Origin of the sequence: Microbacterium oxydans (genome assembly GCF_026559675.1) — a bacterium.
GTDB classification, from domain to species: domain Bacteria; phylum Actinomycetota; class Actinomycetes; order Actinomycetales; family Microbacteriaceae; genus Microbacterium; species Microbacterium oxydans_D.
Window position 1 is genome coordinate 3,215,547 of the sequence record NZ_CP092891.1, and the last position, 15,851, is coordinate 3,231,397.

Annotated in this window: 15 protein-coding genes; 5 read left to right on the forward strand and 10 right to left on the reverse strand. The window is 67.3% G+C overall.

The window, feature by feature from the left end; all coding sequences use genetic code 11:
- Positions 1–235: 235 nt before the first annotated feature.
- Both MME74_RS15540 and MME74_RS15545 read left to right on the forward strand, forming a co-directional pair.
- Positions 236–1,456: a sensor histidine kinase gene (locus MME74_RS15540; RefSeq protein WP_267415966.1), complete on the forward strand. Its 1,221-nt coding sequence runs from the start codon at positions 236–238 to the stop codon at positions 1,454–1,456.
- A complete protein-coding gene (locus tag MME74_RS15545; RefSeq protein ID WP_267415967.1) occupies positions 1,456–2,163 on the forward strand; it encodes a response regulator transcription factor in 708 nt (235 codons plus the stop codon). Before MME74_RS15540 ends, MME74_RS15545 begins: the two co-directional genes overlap by 1 nt.
- Before the next feature lie 552 nt (positions 2,164–2,715).
- On the opposite strand, the gene MME74_RS15550 is transcribed toward MME74_RS15545, so the two are convergent.
- The 4 genes from MME74_RS15550 to MME74_RS15565 form a co-directional block, all read right to left on the reverse strand.
- A complete protein-coding gene (locus MME74_RS15550) occupies positions 2,716–3,648 on the reverse strand; it encodes a DUF4436 family protein (protein WP_267415968.1) in 933 nt (310 codons plus the stop codon).
- The gene (locus MME74_RS15555) at positions 3,645–5,369 is read right to left on the reverse strand and encodes a hypothetical protein (RefSeq protein WP_267415970.1); all 1,725 of its coding nucleotides are present in this window, start codon (positions 5,367–5,369) and stop codon (positions 3,645–3,647) included. Before MME74_RS15555 ends, MME74_RS15550 begins: the two co-directional genes overlap by 4 nt.
- Before the next feature lie 423 nt (positions 5,370–5,792).
- Positions 5,793–6,899 (reverse strand): sensor histidine kinase, encoded by a 1,107-nt coding sequence (locus MME74_RS15560; RefSeq protein ID WP_267418596.1) that lies wholly within the window; start codon positions 6,897–6,899, stop codon positions 5,793–5,795.
- Complete coding sequence (locus MME74_RS15565; RefSeq protein ID WP_267415971.1) at positions 6,899–7,621, reverse strand: response regulator transcription factor; 723 nt, start codon at positions 7,619–7,621, stop codon at positions 6,899–6,901. Before MME74_RS15565 ends, MME74_RS15560 begins: the two co-directional genes overlap by 1 nt.
- A gap of 141 nt (positions 7,622–7,762) precedes the next feature.
- Here MME74_RS15565 and MME74_RS15570 point away from each other — a divergent pair, with 141 nt between their 5' ends.
- The 3 genes from MME74_RS15570 to MME74_RS15580 are packed head-to-tail and all read left to right on the forward strand — an operon-like array spanning position 7,763 to position 11,378.
- On the forward strand, positions 7,763–9,283 hold the full coding sequence (locus MME74_RS15570) for an amino acid adenylation domain-containing protein (protein ID WP_267415972.1): 1,521 nt from the start codon (positions 7,763–7,765) through the stop codon (positions 9,281–9,283).
- Positions 9,280–10,581 carry a hypothetical protein gene (locus MME74_RS15575; RefSeq protein ID WP_267415973.1) on the forward strand — a complete coding sequence of 434 codons (1,302 nt, stop codon included), beginning with the start codon at positions 9,280–9,282 and terminating at the stop codon, positions 10,579–10,581. Before MME74_RS15570 ends, MME74_RS15575 begins: the two co-directional genes overlap by 4 nt.
- A 41-nt stretch (positions 10,582–10,622) precedes the next feature.
- Positions 10,623–11,378, forward strand: coding sequence for an enoyl-CoA hydratase/isomerase family protein (locus MME74_RS15580; protein WP_267415974.1), 756 nt, complete (start codon positions 10,623–10,625; stop codon positions 11,376–11,378).
- Positions 11,379–11,449: 71 nt separating this feature from the next.
- Here the strand turns inward: MME74_RS15580 and MME74_RS15585 are convergent, their stop codons facing one another.
- From MME74_RS15585 to MME74_RS15610, 6 genes are all read right to left on the reverse strand, one after another.
- Positions 11,450–12,280, reverse strand: coding sequence for a cytochrome c biogenesis CcdA family protein (locus MME74_RS15585; RefSeq protein ID WP_267415975.1), 831 nt, complete (start codon positions 12,278–12,280; stop codon positions 11,450–11,452).
- A 3-nt stretch (positions 12,281–12,283) separates the two neighbouring features.
- Entirely contained in the window at positions 12,284–13,009 is a 726-nt protein-coding gene (locus MME74_RS15590) for a DsbA family protein (protein ID WP_267415976.1), read from the reverse strand.
- Between the two features lie 59 nt (positions 13,010–13,068).
- Entirely contained in the window at positions 13,069–13,260 is a 192-nt protein-coding gene (locus MME74_RS15595) for a hypothetical protein (RefSeq protein ID WP_267415978.1), read from the reverse strand.
- A gap of 269 nt (positions 13,261–13,529) precedes the next feature.
- Positions 13,530–14,186, reverse strand: a complete 657-nt coding sequence (locus MME74_RS15600) for a GntR family transcriptional regulator (RefSeq protein WP_267415980.1) — start codon at positions 14,184–14,186, stop codon at positions 13,530–13,532.
- Positions 14,187–14,307: 121 nt separating this feature from the next.
- Positions 14,308–14,979 (reverse strand): GntR family transcriptional regulator, encoded by a 672-nt coding sequence (locus MME74_RS15605; RefSeq protein WP_267415981.1) that lies wholly within the window; start codon positions 14,977–14,979, stop codon positions 14,308–14,310.
- Positions 14,976–15,695: a GntR family transcriptional regulator gene (locus MME74_RS15610; protein WP_267415982.1), complete on the reverse strand. Its 720-nt coding sequence runs from the start codon at positions 15,693–15,695 to the stop codon at positions 14,976–14,978. The genes MME74_RS15605 and MME74_RS15610 overlap by 4 nt, the downstream gene beginning before the upstream one ends.
- Positions 15,696–15,851: the final 156 nt, after the last annotated feature.

Below are 15,851 nucleotides of genomic sequence, written 5' to 3' on the forward strand. Positions count from 1 at the left end.
CTCTTTCCGGCGATGGGCACGCTGTGACGTGCACTGTTCACGCTAGAAATCAGGCCCCGGGCGCCGATACCAACCACGGGTCGAACCTCGATGGCCGGCCTCGGCCCACTTCCACCTGTGGGTGGTGGTCAGCACTTTCGCGACCCCGTAGTGTCGGGACTCCGCGTATCTCTCACCGAGCATTCGCGGGGATGAAGCGCCAGACTGGGAGCACACGGAGAGGAGCGGAAAGCCGATGAACCACAACGCCGCGGCATACGACGAGCCAGTGCTGCGGCGACCACGCCTCGTCCGCTGGTTCGCTGATCGCCCTCGCATCGCCGATGTCGTCGTGATCCTCGCTTGCACGGTACCGGCCGTCGCCGCGCTTATCCTCAGCCCGCCTCCACATGCCTGGCTCGGATACCTGTGCGTCGCGGGCATCGCGGTCGCGTTCTGGTGGCGCCGCTCCCATCCGCTCATCGCCCTGATCGTCGTTCTCGCACTTGCGACCCTGAACCCCAGCGCAACGACGAATCCGCTGCCCGCGTTCGTGGAGGTCGTCTTCGCCGTCTACGCCGTGGCCGCCTTTGCCCGCCTGCCTGTCGCTCTGCTTGGGTTCCTCCTCAGCGAAGCGGTGATCTTCGCGGCGTCGTATGCCACGGTCTTGCTGGACTTCCGCGAGGATCCCGCATCGATCGGATTGCGACCGACTTCCCTGGTCGCTCTCGCACTCGGTATCGCGGTGCGCGCCAGCCGATCCCGACGCATGGCGATCGAAGAGGTCATCGCCCTGCGTGAGGATCGCGCGGCGGCAATGGAACGGGCGCGAATCACAGCGGAGATGCACGATGTCGTCGCCCATTCCGTCACGGTCATGATCGCGCTCGCGGGAGGGGCCGCGGCCGGCTGGGAGAAGCACCCCGAGCGGGCACGGCATGCGCTCGACCAGCTGTCCACCGTCGGCGCCAACACGCTCGAGGAGATGCAGCGCATCCTTCGGGTGCTTCGCGAGAACGACGATGATCTGGACCGCAATCTGCAGTCATCCGGCCATGATCTACCGTCGCTCGACGAGCTCGTCGAGGTGTTCCGCACGGCGGGGCTTCCCGTCGCCCTCACCGTCTGCCCGTCGGAGCACGGCCCGTTGCCGGACGCCGATCCGGCGTTGAGGACGACCGTGTACCGGATCGTCCAGGAAGCCCTCACGAACGCTCTGCGACATGCGCGCGATGCCTCCCGGGTCGACGTCGAGGTCGTCTACCTCGAAAGCCACATCACCGTGACCGTCACGGACGACGGTCACGGAGCCGCACTCGGACCGAGCGTGGGCGCGGGAGTGGGACTGCGTGCGATGCGAGAACGTGCCGCCGCCTTTCACGGCGAGTTCGAGGCGGGGCCGATGCTGACGAGCGGGGACCAGTCGAGACCTGGATGGCGAACCCGCGTATCCCTGCCGGTGAGGAGACACTCCTGATGACCCACGCGCTTCGCACACCGATCCGTGTCGTCGTCGTCGACGATCAGCCACTCGAGCGCACCGGGAATGCCTTGATCTTGGATTCCGACGACGACATCCAAGTGATCGGTGAGGCCGGCAACGGCATGGAGGCCATCGACATCGTCGGAGCCAATCCGCCCGATGTCGTTCTCATGGACGTCCGCATGCCGGTGATGAACGGCCTCGAAGCCACCAGCGTCATCACCGCGAGACACCCCGCCACTCGCGTCATCGTCCTCACGACCTTCGACCTGGACGAGTACGCGTTCGGCAGCCTGAAAGCCGGCGCCAGCGCGTTTCTCCTCAAGAGCAGCAAGCCGGCAGTCCTCATAGATGCGGTGAAGACCGTCGCATCAGGGTCAGCGGTCGCGGCCCCGAGCCTGACGGCCAAGCTCATCGAGCACTATCTCACCCCTCCAGCCCCGCATGTTTCCGTGCCGACGAACACAGACGACGCCGTGGAAGTCCGCCGTGGGGTTCTCGACGTGCTCAGCCCACGCGAGCGAGAGATCTTCTCCGCCATCGTTCTGGGCCGCACGAACTCGGAGATCAGCGTGGAGTTCTTCTTGGCGCCATCCACCGTCAAATCCCATATCAACTCGATCTTCTCGAAGCTCGCGCTCCGCGATCGCGTGCATGCGGTCATCCTCGGTTACGAGTTGGGACTGGCGACTCAGGGCTGAGGCCGGGGGCGGCGCTATGGAGCGACGGGAAGCTGCTGCCCCAGTGCGGAGAAGGTGATCATGGATGAGCGACACCTGCGCGAATGCTCTGAACGTGATGGGCATTTTCGCTCAGCTTTAGCCTCTCGCGCGTAGACATGGTCGCACGGGTCAGCCAAGAGCGGGTGGCCCGCTTTCCCCTCAATGAGGTGGGTTCCGCCGGGTTCGGGTCCCGGCGGGGCCCACCTCGACCAGTTGCCATCACTCGCGATCACCCCGGCACATCCCGACGTTGACCATCAGCATCCGACGAGATCGCGGGCTCCAAGGAGTTGCATGTCTCCCCTTCGCCGCGCGATACATCGCGCTCGCTCCGGTCTCACGAACGTTCGATCAAAAGCTCGCCTCTTCGGCTGCTTCACGGCCTGCGCGCTCTCGTCGACGCTCGTCGTCGTTCTGTGCCTGACGCTGTTCCTGGTCTGGGCTGCGTTGTCGGCGGGGAGCGCCGCGGCACTCATGCTGCTCTTCTCAGATCTTCCGATCTGACAATCTCGACGTCGAGAATCCTCCCGGCTAGTTCCTGTCTGAAACCAGCTCGTCATCGAGCTCACGGCGACGGAAGAACGAGCTCTCCCGCCAGAGAAGATAACCGCCCGTCCACACCAGCATGATCGCGATCAGGCAGATACAGGGAAAAAGCACGATGAAGTCGAGGGCCGTACCGATGGGCGGAGCCCCCGGCATCGCCGCGCGCAGCGCCGGGAAGGAGAGCATCGTCGCAGAGAGCCAGATGACATTCGAGAACTCCAGCTTGCGCCGCAGGATCGCGCTGCCGATCGTGACGACAGCCATCAGCGTCGTGATGAGGATCGCGAGCACATAGAACGACACGAGCGTCACACTGAGCGCATCACGGAAGCCATCGATCGTCACGGGCTGGACGCTGTTCCCGTCGACGGTCGTCGGTGCCTCCATGGTTCCGCTGAGCACCCAGGGGCGGGCCGAGTTCTCCATCTGGACCACGAACGGGATGCTCTTTCCCGACTCCTCGTCACGAACACTCAACTGGAAGTTCGCGAACGGGCGGTCCAACGGGTACGCGCTGTCACCGCGGTCGAGCGAGAGACTCATGGCCGTCGGGTCGACGATCGACTCCCCCGGATAGGTCACGACCGAGGTGGTCACCCCGCCACTGGAGATCTCGATGCGCAGGCCGCGCGACATCTCACCCGCTTTGTCACCGACGAGATCCCCATGAGGGATGGGCAGGATGTTCGCACTCATCACCCGATTGGTGAGGTCGACCTCCTGGACCTTCATCTGCAGCGTGAGATAGTTCTCGCTCGTGCTCTCCTCCGCCCCCTCGAGGGGGACCTTGGTGGAGGCGTCGAGGAGACCGCTGAACCCGACGATCACGTAGTAGACCGCCAGGATCGCGACGGCGGCTCCGAGGATCCAGGGCGCAGGATTGCGACGCGAGCGGACGGCGGTGTCATTCACAGTCATTCAGTGTTCTCCTGGGGACGAGAAGTGTCATCGGAATCGGTCTGGATCGGTGGGGCCGCCGCGACGCGAGCGCGGCGAGCCTGCTCGGTCACCGTCGCAGCGAGAGCGAAAAGCAGAAGAGCGAGCAGGGGGAGGAACGCTCCGGGGAAGCTCGCCATATCGAGGGTGAGGAACGACGCTGTCGCGGCCTCACCGCCACCGGCCACCTCAATCGTCGAGGTCGCCGCATTGGCCTGTTCCCGCTCGGACGAGTTCACGACCAGCTGCTGGCGGACCCTCTCCGGAGCATTGAGCGCGTCTGCGTAGAGACGGATCTTCACATCGGCGGTCTCGCCGGGCAGGAGAGTGATCGTGCACGAGAACGTGGTGGTGAGCACGGCGCATTCGCCGCCCGGTTCCACACGCACGGTGCGGTAGATCATGCCCTTGTCCACCGTGCCGCTGAACGTGATGGTGACGGCTTCGTCTGCCGTGCTGGGTCCGATGGTCCCACGCATCGCGGAGACGGTGCCGGGGACGACCGACGCCCCGGGAAAGCGAATGTTCAACGCGAGCGGACGCGTTGACGGCACGGGTGGCGTCGGGTCTGGCTTCGCCGCCGGCGGAGGTACCGGCGCGGGTGTCGGCCGCGGGGTCGCGGGCGCAGGTGCCGGACGTGATGGTCCCGAAGACGTCGGCGGTGCGACGGCGGGCGGCGAGACGACGGTCGGCGCGACCACCTGGAAGGTGCGTGTGCTGCTTCGCGGCGACGTCAGACCGCCGAGCGACTGCGTGGCCCGCACGGCGACCGTTCCGACGGCGAAAGGTTGCACCGGCGCGCAGCTCCATGCCCCGCTGCTCGACGTGGTCGCGGAGCACACGAGGGTTCCCGCCGCATCGTGCACGGAGACGGCGGCACCGGCGAGGGCGGTGCCGGAGATCGAGATCGACCTATTCGTCGTGGTGCTCCCCGCAGCGGGGCCGGTGATCACCGGGGCGGATGGCGCTGCAACCACGACATCAGCCGCAGCGACGACCGGGGAGGAAGCGTCGTTGATCGAGCTCGCCGAAGCACTGACGGTGTAGGTGGTACCGGCGGCCGTCCCCGCGGGCACCCTGCCGACGATCGAGATCACGACCGTCGTCCCCGGCGCCAGATCGCCCAGGCCGACGCCGCCACTCAGAAGGGCGCAGTCCGTCGCGGTTCCGGCAACGGTGCAGGTCGTCGCGGGAAGCCCTCCCAGTTCGACGGAAGCGGAGACCCCGGTCGCGGTTCCAGGGCCGGAGTTGCCGATGCTGACCGTTCGCTCGAACGCCACGGTCGGCACCGCGCTCGCCGGGCCGGCCTGACTCACGGTGAGCGCCGCGGGCTCGAGCACCTCGATCGTGTGCACGGTCGAGGCCGCGGACAGGTCACCTGCGGGGCTGGCCTGGGTCGCGGCGATGGCACGGCTTCCGAAAGCGAGCGGCGTCGACGGCGTGCAGCTCCAGGTCGTGCTTGCGTCAGCCGCGACGGTGCACACGCTCGCCCCGTCGACCGAGGCGATCACGCTGTTGCCTGCACGCTTGGTGCCGCTGATCGCGGGGGAGGTCTCGAGCGTCCGAAGCCCGTCGGCCGGAGCGGTGAGCGTGGGGGCCGGAGGCGCCAGTACTGTGATCCCGTAGAACGCCTCCTCTCCGCCGACGATGTTCGTGAGGGCGCTGGTGTATCCCGCAGCCGCAGTGTCGGAGATACGCAGCACGACGGTGACGATGTTGTTCGGCCCCCACCCTCCGGCCCCTGAGGGGCCGCACTGCACGCTCACACCAGCACCCGTGCACGGAAAGGGGAAGGATCCCGAGGCGGCGGACCCGCTCGCTGAGACAATCGATGTCCCGGCAGGCGCTCGCACCGTCCAGTTGGACGCGACGGGGCCGGCGAAATCGTTACGGATGACGACCGTGACATCGTCGCCGGGATACCCGGATCCCGCCTGCACCTGAGTCATCGCGTGCGCACTCGTCGCGGAGACCGGGAAGACGGCGAGGCCCGTGGCCACGAGGAGCCCTACCAACACCAACGCGAGAAGACGGGCGGGCGACGGCAGCTGCCTCCACCGCCGAGACTCGTACGCACGCATTCATCCAGGCTAGGGCAGTATTCCGGTCGACAACACGTTCGGACGTCAATCGACGGAAATAGGAAGCTCTACCCGGAATCGACAGCCGCCGGGCACCAGGTCCGCCACGACACTGCCCGCATGCGCGCTGACCACGCTGTGGACAATGGCGAGGCCCAGGCCAGTGCCCGGTGACGACATCCGTGTCGCGTCTCCCCGCCACCCCGGTTCGAACACTCGCGCGAGAGCGAGCGGATCCGCAGTTTCGCATGCATCCTCGATATCGAATCGCGCTGCGCCGCGCCCGTCCTCGGACAGCACGATCCTCACCGTCGAGCCGAATGTGGTGTAGCGCACGGCATTCTCCACGAGGTTCTGGAACGCTCTGTGCAGACGCCTCGGATCCCCCGTCACGAGCAGAGCGGAAGGTGAGGCGAGATCGATCCTGACCTCCTTCTGCCAGGCGATCGGGCGCACGGCCGCGACCACTGCAGCGGTAACGACCACGAGGTCGACCGAGTCTCGTCGCGGTGTCGCGGAAGCGGATACGACAGAGGAGTACTCGACCAGGTCGTCCACCAGGCCGGCGAGGGACTCCGTCTGCTCGGAGATGCGCCGCAGGTAGGGACCCGGGTCGGTGACGACGCCGTCTTCGATCGACTCCGCCATGGCGCGGATGCCCGCCAACGGAGTGCGGAGATCATGCGAGATCCACGAGATCGCCTCGACCCTCGCGCGCTCCAGTTGCAGCTCCCGACTGCGCGCCCTGTGCAGTTCCTGTGCGGCATCGCTCAGCGCGGCGCCCACATCGTGGAACTCGCGGTTCGTGTCGGCCCGGGGAACCGACGGCTGGGCACCGGCGGCGATCGCGCGTGTCATGGCGTGGAGGCGACGGCTGCCCGCCCGCACGCGGAGGCCGAGGGCGAGGGCGACGCCCGCCGACACCGCGGCACCGACGATGACGGCGGTGGTGATGATCGCCAGGTCTTCCGCCCCGAGCACCATGAAACGCACGGCAACCACCGAAGACCCGATCACGACGGCACTCCCCGACAAGGAGGCGATCACGACGTGCAGGAAGAGGGGCTTGTCTCGGGTCTTCCAGATGACGGCGAGCGCAGCGGCACCGATCACGAGAGCGATGACCGCGGACCACAGGGCCGCGGGCCACATCACGTACTGATCTCCGATGAGTTCGGCGCACACAGGTAGTAGCCGGCACCCCAAGAGGTGCGAAGGTAGGTCGGCTTCCCCGGATCGGGCTCGATCTTCTCCCTGAGCCGACGGATGTGCACGGTGACGGTCGACTCGTCGCCGATCTCCCATCCCCACACGTGCCGGAGCAGCGCCCCGCGGTCGAACACCTGGTCGGGGCGTCGCATCAGGAAGGCGAGGAGTCCGAACTCACGGGACGTGAGGTCCAGTTCCTCCCCGTGGAGCAGAATCCTGCGACGTGCACCGTCGAGCCGCAGGGCGCCTACAGCGGCATCGGACGCTGGAGCCGTGGTCGCGATCGAACGACGCAGCAGGCCCTGCACGCGCAGCACCACCTCGCGGGGGGAGAACGGCTTGACGATGTAGTCGTCCGCTCCGGCCTCGAGCCCGCTGATCCGGTCTTCTTCCGAACCGAGGGCGGTGAGCAGCAGGACCGGCACGGTGCTCGTTTCCCGCACACGACGACACACCTCGATCCCGTCGATACCGGGGAGCATGCGGTCGAGGACGACCACGTCGGCGCGGGACTGCTCGAGGTCGTCGAGGGCCGCGAACGCATCGCCCACGGCCGTGACGGAGAACCCCGCCTGACGTAGATAACCGACCAGGACGTCTTGGATGACGGGGTCGTCTTCGACGACGAGGACACGTCGATCGTCGAGGGCCTCGTGCTGCGTCATTTCCCCCACGCTACGTGTCCACGACCGCAGAACCGCTGGGAATCCGGCATTCCGGAGCGATCGTAAGCAGCACGTAAGAACCTGGGCCGAGAACGGGCGAACACGAAATCTAGCGTCGAAGAGGTACAGAAAGGAACCACCGTGACTTCCTCCTCGGCTGCTTCTCGCCCCCTCGCCTCCGTCCTCCCGCCCGCCTCCTTCGGGCCCGGGTCCGCGTACCCCACGACGACGGTCACCGCGCTGATCGAGGCGCAGATCGCTCGCCATCCCTCAGCCGTCGCGGTTCGGGACCCGCACGCAGAGCTCACCTACGCGGAGCTGGATCGCGAGGCGTCCGCTCTCGCTGCCCGACTTCGCGACGTCGGTGTCGGCCGTGGCGACGTCGTGGGCATCTTCCTGCAGCGCTCGGTCTCGATGGTCGTCGGCATCCTCGCCGTGCTCAAGACCGGTGCCGCGTATTGCCCGCAGGACGCGCGGATCTCCCCCGTCGCGCAACTGCGTCACATCGCCGCGAAGGCGAAGATGCCGGTGGTCCTGACCACGGCCGCGCACCGTGCCGCGATGCCGGAGGGACCGGTCGTGTTCGCGATCGACGAGGCAGCGGACGCGCTCTCCCTCGCTCCTGCCGCTCTCGGAACCCCGGAAGACCCGTGCGCCGTGATCTTCACGTCCGGAACGACCGGAACCCCCAACGGCGTGGTCGTCACGCACGCGAATCTGGTGAATCTGCTGTCGCAGCACCCGGGGAACCTCGGCATCACTCCCGGAACGACCGTCGGCCAGATCCTGAACATCGCCTTCGACATGGCGGCCTGGGAGATCCTGGGCACGCTGAGCAACGGGGGGACACTCGTGATCCGCGGCTCCGACATCGCTGCCACGGCCGAGACCGTCGACGTCGTCATCGCGACGCCCAGCATCGTCGCCGGCCTCTCTTCCGAGCGCGCGCGAGCTCGCACGGTGGCCGTCGCCGGCGAGCGCTGTCCACAGCCGCTGGCAGATGAATGGGCTGTGGGACGCCGCTTCCTCAACTCCTGCGGGCCCACCGAGATCACCATCATCAACACGCTCGTGGAGCATGCGCCGGGGAGAGACATGTCGATCGGTACGCCGATCCCGGGCACGAGCGTCTATGTGCTCGATGAGCAGCGCCACCCGGTACCGGGGGGCGAGGTCGGCGAGATGTGGGTCGGCGGAGTCGGTGTGACCGCCGGCTACCTCGGCGATCAGGAACTGACCGATGCGAGATACCTGCCCGATCCGTTCCACCCCGACGGCGGCCGCATGTTCCGCACCCGGGATCTCGGGCGGTGGACGTCCGACGGCGTCCTCGACCACCTCGGCCGGACCGACGACCAGATCAAGGTGCGCGGCTTCCGCGTGGAGCTCGACTCGGTGGCGCGAGCGCTGGAGCGGGCGAGCGGATGCGAGAAGGCCGTGGTCGTGCAGCTCGATTCCCGCACGCTGGGCGCGGTGATCACGCCGAGCACGGCAGACCCGGATGCAGCGCGTGCCGCGGCTTCCGCGGTGCTGCCGTACTACAGCGTGCCCGCCGTCATCCGCACACTCGACGCCCTGCCCCTCAGCCCCCGCGGCAAGGTCGATCGGGCCCTGCTGACGCAGACGCTCACGGAATCCGTGTCGCTGGAGAAGGCCGCATGACCGCGCTGCCCGGGCCACCGACGCAAGCAGCCGCCCTCCCGCCCGTGGGATCGGCGGCGCGCATCCGACGCTCGCGTCATCTCAAGCCCTACAACCGTCTGCTCTGGCTCGCATGCCTCGGCAACCTCGCCGCGGCCGTGGTGCTGCTGTCGACCGACGACCTCACCGCCGACACAGCCTTCACGGCGGCCGGCATCAACATCGCGGTCGCGGCCCTCGTCCGTCAGCAGCTCGTGATCAATGCGCTGTTCTGGCTGGCGACCCGGGCGAAGACGCACCTCCCGCTGCGGGTGCGGTGGGGGCTCGGCAAGATCTACAGCTTCGGTGGCGTCCATGTCGGTGCCGCGATCAGTGCCTCGTGCTGGTACGTCATGTTCTGTGTGCTCACGATCCACGCCGGTGAGGATGCGTTCCTCATCGCGACGATGCTCGCCGCGACGGTGATCCTCGTCGGCATGCTCGTGACGTCGCTGCCGCGGATGCGAGCCGGCCACCACAACGTGTTCGAGCTCGTGCACCGCTTCGGCGGCTGGTCGCTGCTGGCCGTTATCTGGGCGCAGACCATCGCACTGACTCTCGCGGAGGGCGGCGGCTCACTGTCGGTCGCCTCCTCCCCCGCGGTGTGGCTGCTCGCCGTGACCACGCTCAGCATCGCGGCTCCATGGCTCCGGCTGCGCCGTGTTCCCGTCCGTGTCGTGAAGCCGTCGGATCACGTGGCGATCGCCGAGTTCGACTACGGCGTCACGCCCTTCGCCGGGTCGTCCACGGCGGTCAGCCGCCATCCGCTTCGAGAGTGGCATTCCTTCGCCAACGTGCCGTCGCCCGGACGCTCCGGCTTCCGCCTGACCATCTCCCGGGCCGGTGACTGGACGGGTGACTTCATCGACGACCAGCCGCAGCATGTGTGGGTGAAAGGCATACCGACGGCCGGCGTGGGCAACATCGATCAGCTGTTCCGCTCGGTGCTGTGGGTCGCGACCGGCAGCGGCATCGGCCCGTGTCTCCCGCACCTCCTGGCGAAGACGGCTCCGGCGCGGCTCCTCTGGTCCACGCGCACGCCGGAGCGGACCTACGGCGAGGAGCTCGTGGCGGAGATCCGTGAGGCGATCCCCTCGGCGGTCATCTGGGACACCACGGAGCGGGGCAAGCCCGACCTGCTGCAGCTCGCCTACGACGAAGCGCTCGCTCACGGCGTGGAGGCCGTGATCTGCATATCCAACCAGCCGACGACGTGGACCATCGTCGAAGGCCTCGAACAGCGCGGCATCCCCGCGTTCGGAGCGATCTGGGACTCATGACCATGCCATACGAACATCTTGCGATCACTTCGGAGAACGACGTGACCCGCATCACCCTCATCCGACCGTCGCGCCGGAACGCCCTGACCGCGCAGATGCTGCGCGACCTCATCTCGGTCTTCCAGCACCCGCCACGGCACCAGCGCGGGGTCATCATCCACGGCTCCGGAGGAGCGTTCTGCGCCGGCGCGGACATCGAGGAGCTGAACCTGATCGGGGCCTCTGCCGACCCGACCGCCGGCGCGGAGGGGGTCGCCCGGATGGCGAAGAACCTCATGGCTCTGATCGAGGCCTCACCCGTGCCCGTGATCGCCTGCGTCGACGGACCCGCTGTCGGAGGCGGGCTCGAACTCGCCCTTGCCTGCGACTGGATCCACGCCACCGACCGGTCGTCGTTCGCGCTGCCGGAGACGACCTTGGGGCTCATCCCCGGATTCGGCGGCACGCGGCGCATCGTCGAGCGGGCGGGGGTGGCGGTCGCGAACGAGATGATCCTCGGCGATCTCGTCCTCGACGCGCACCGAGCGCGAGAGGCCGGTCTCGTGTCGCACGTGCACGAGTCACACCAAGCGAGCCTTGATGCCGCGACCGCGAGCTTCACGGCCGGACGGCCCCGCTCTCCGCACGCCATCGCGCTGGCCCGCGAGGTTCTGCGCGTGGCGGTCGACTCCGACCGGGCGACAGCGTTCACGCAGGAGACAGCTGCATACGGACGGGCCTTCGCGCACCCCGACGGCGCCCACGGCATGACGGCTTTCCTCGAGAAGCGCGTGGCCGAGTTCGGCCGCGACGCCTGAGCGCCCGAGCCTCCACGGCTAAGTGCTCACAGATGAACGATTAAGAGGGATAACCGTTCATCTGTGAGCACTTAGCTCGGGCCGCTCGCGACGGCACGAGCGCGCCATCGACGGACCCGCCACACCGCTCCGACACCCGCGCACACGACGGCGACCACGAGCAGCACGAGACCATCCGGCACCCCGGCGGTCGCCTGCTGCATCCAGCTCTCCAGCCGAGCCTGGTCACTGGCGCCGAGCACTCCGGCGAGCGCGGTCGTGCCCGAGGTGGCGAGCAGCAGAACGCCGACCGCGATGGTCAGCACACCACCGATGATGCCCGTCCAGGTGTTGCGCCAGCGGCCGATCCGCACTTCGCGGGGGCGCACGAGGGCGCGGACGAACGGGAGCCGCCCCCAGACGAGGGCGAGGATCAGCAGGGGGAGGGTCATGCCCGCCGCGAAGGTGAGGAGGATGAGTCCGCCGTAGAACGCATTCCCCCCGAGCGCCGCGAGCGTGAGGACCGCGCCGAGCAGCGGCCCTGCGCACACACCTGCGAGGCCGTACATCGTGCCGAGCGCGTAGACCGAAGCGAGCGACGTGCCCCCCGTGGCGCTGCGGCGACCGAGGAACGGCAGCGGGATGTTCAACAGCATCAGCACGCCGAGCACGATGACGATCACTCCGGCGACCGTCACGAACGTGAAGCGGTGCTGGTTGACGAACGCTCCGAGCGTGCCGGCCAGCACCCCGAGCGGCACCAGCGTCGTGATGAGTCCGAGGTAGAAGATGCCGGTGCGCGACAGCAGCGACCGCGGCGTCGTGAACGCATAGGAGAAGAACGCGGGCAGCAGCATGACCGAGCACGGACTCAGCAGAGTGAGGATGCCGCCGATCAGCGCCCCGAGCAGACCGAGTTCCACAGGCTACTCCGCCTTCGCAAGCGCGTCGTCGAGGAAGGTGCGGAACACGTCGGTTGCCTGAGCCCCCGACATCGCCGTGTCACCGGCGAGGAAGAACGGCACGGCCGTAACGCCGAGCTGCTGCGCCTCCTGCGTGCGCTGGGCAGCAGCGGCGAGGCCCGCGGGTGAGTCCAGGCCGGTGGTGAAGGCCGCCATATCGGGCACGCCGACCTGCTCGGCGAACGCGATCAGCTCTTCCCGAGTGAGCTCGGGGTGGCCCGACTCCGGTGCGACGGCGTAGACGGCCTCGAGGTACTCGACATAGAGGCCCTGGTTTCCGGCGGCCTCCAGCGCCGCGGATGCCCGGGCAGACTCCTCACCGAAGAACGCGACGTCGCGGAACTCGATGCGCACCTTGCCCCCGTCGACGTACTCGTCGAGCAGAGCCGGAAGCGTGTCGCGGCTGAACACCGCGCAAAACGGGCATCGCATGTCGGTCCAGTACACCAGCACGACCGGGGCATCGACGGCGCCGATCGCCGCGGGGTCTCCCTCGTCGCGACGAACGATCGGATGCTCGACACTCGCGCTCACGTCGGCATCGGCGGATGGCGTCGGCGCCGCGGCGCCCTGCCCGGACGCTCCCCCGCCTGTCAGCTGGGCATACGTCAGCAGTGCGGCCAGGGCCAGGGCGACGAGCCCGACGAGCCACCAGACGCGAAACGATCGAGTGCGTGAAATATTAGACACATAGATTATCGTATATCAGAACAGGGGCTTAGGCGAATGAGCAATCACCGCCCCACCCATCATGCCGCGTGCGCTCCGAGCTCCGCAGCCGCTCGTGCCTCCACCTCCAGCCAGGCAAGATACGCGGCATAGGCGCCGACGGGCTCCGTCTGCTCGAGCGGGGCGGCGCTTCGACGCTCCCTCCCCCGCGGCGCGAACCATCCTCCCCCAAGGGAGGGCCACACCTGCTCGCGTTCCATCAGCTTCGCCATGATTCCTTCTCCTTCACTCGGTGGAGATTCCAGGATGCGAGACGAGCCTTAACGCAGGCGTAAACGGCCAGAGAAAGAGATGAAGCCCGGCCGCACGGGGGGGCGGCCGGGCTTCCAGGGGTGCGGACCCTGGGGAGGGATCCGTGATTCTGGGGTGAACCAAGATAATCATAACATCAAGTATTTCAGATTACAAGATGGGGTGACCATCTGCCGTGCGCACGAAGAAGGGGGCGGCCAGCCGGCCGCCCCCTTCTTTCCACCTTGCCTCAGTCGGCGTCGCCGTCAGGCAGCCGGAAGAGCAGCTCAATGGCGAGCTCGGCCTTGATCGCGTCCTTCTCGGCGATCGCCTCGGCGAGGGCCTCGTACCGACGGGTGATCATGTCCCAGTCGAGGCTCGACGACGCACTCGAGTGCGTCGCACGGTAGAGCACCGAGTCGAGCGTGTCGGCGGTCGCGCGGACCAGCACCGGGTTCTCGCAGAGATCGAGGACGACGCGCACGAGGTTCCAGCTGACGACGTTGAACTCGGTGGCGTCTTCGGCGCGGGTCGCCTTGAGGACGGCCTCGATCTCGGCGGCGAGCCTCTTCTGCCCCGTCGCGCCGAGCGTCGGCACGGTGACGCGCACGACGCCACCGATCAGCGCACCCAGGGTCTGCAGGTAGTAGACGACGTGGTCTTCGTTGGCGACGGCAACCCGCGTGTACTTTTGCGCTGCGGTCTCGACGAGGCCGACCAGCGCCAGCTCGTTGAGCGCTTCACGGAGCGGCGTGCGCGAGACGCCTAGCCACTCCATCAGCTGGTCGTCATTGAGCCGCTCCCCGGGCGTGAGCGTGCCATCGAGAATCGCATCGCGGATGCGCTCCTTCGCCACCTCTCGAAGCGTCTTGCGCTCGGGCTTCTCGGCTGTCTTAGGCACGGGCATTGCGGGCTCCTGTCGTTCCTCTGATCACTCTAGTAGGTCACATAATGACAGGGTCAGCACATCGGCCACGCTCGGAGCCGCGCCGCACGCAAATAGATATCCGCTGGAGGGGAGCGCGGCGTCACATATCCCGATAGACGGTAAGGAAATTGCGGCGGGTGGGCTCATACAGCGCGTGAATCAGGTCACCGGTGCGCTGTGCATCACCCGATTCGGCAGCTTCGGCGATCCGAGTTATCTGCTCGACGATCAGTCCTGTGTCGAGGAGCTCTTCACGCGGGGTGAGGAATCGCAGCAGCTGGAGGTTCAGCGATTCGACGGTGTCGACGAGCACCTTGTTGCCGGTGGCTTGCTCGAAGACGAGGAAGAAGTCGCGGATCGCGGGGCCGAGCGCCACGATGTCCCCCTTCTTCTGCGCCGTGGCCGCCGCCTTGGCGAAGGCACGAAGCTCCTTCAGGTTCACGGCGTCCATCTTTCCGACCACCTGGCGCGCTGCGAACTCATGCAGCACTCCGCTCGCGAACATCCCCTCGTTGATCACGCGGAAGTCCAACGGCGCCACACGGGTGTACTTGTGCGCCACGAGCTCGACGACGCCGTCCTCGGCCAGCTTCGTGAGCGCCTCGCGCAGCGGTGTGCGAGAGGTGCCGAGCCAGGTCTGGAGCGCGTCCGCATGAAGCTCTTCACCCGCTTCAAGGGTTCCATCGAGGATCGCCCCGAGGATCTGCTCATACGCCTCGTCACGCAGAAGGCGACGCTTGATGGGCGCCGCGGCGGTCGTCGGGACTGTCACGATGTTCCTTCTTCCTTCGAACCCGGCGCGAGTCCGTCTGCGAACGGAATCAGCGCACTGCTGAAGTACGCGGCGCTTGCCTCCGCGGCCGCTTCGGCATCTCCGCCGACAGCACTGTCGATCAGCGCATACAGTTGCGGGAAGCCGGCGTCGGTGTCGATCCTCGCGCCGAAGTGATTGATGATCCGCTGCATGTGCGGGGAATAGCGCTCTACCAGGCGCAGTGTGGTGCGGTTGCCGTAGCGGTCGAGGAAGATCCGGAACAGATCGAACACATCGGTGGTTCGCTGCGGCGACGGCCCGGCCGCGACGCCCTTCTCCAGAGCCGTACGGATGCGCTTCAGCTGCTTCCGGTCGGCATCAGTGAGGAGCGGAGTCGCTTCACGGATGACGGCGGTGTCCAGTGCTCCGAGGGTCTCGATGATCTGGCCGAACTGGACGATGTCGAGCGCCGCGACCTTCGTCGCCTTCTGCGGCACGACATCGACGAGCCCGAGGTTCGCGAGCCGTCCGATCGCCTCACGAATCGGAGTGCGAGAGGCGCCCAGCCATTCTTCGAGCTGGCTGTCGACCAGGGTTTCCCCGGGTTCCAGCTCTCCGACGACGACCGCGTGAAGCAGACGTTCGAAGATCTGGTCGCGCAGGAGCGTGCGCTTCGGCGGGGCGGCGCTGGTCGGGATGGGCATATCCCCAGGATAGCCGCCAAACCGACACAACATCTAGTATTTGATATCCACAATCAGAAATACAAGCGAGAAGAGGCCCCAGCGCTGGGGAGCGCTGGGGCCTCTGCGACAGACGGCGGACCCGAGTCCCACCGCCGCCGCCAGAGGAAGGCCGTGTAGGGACAGCCTTCCCGATCGATGCCCGGA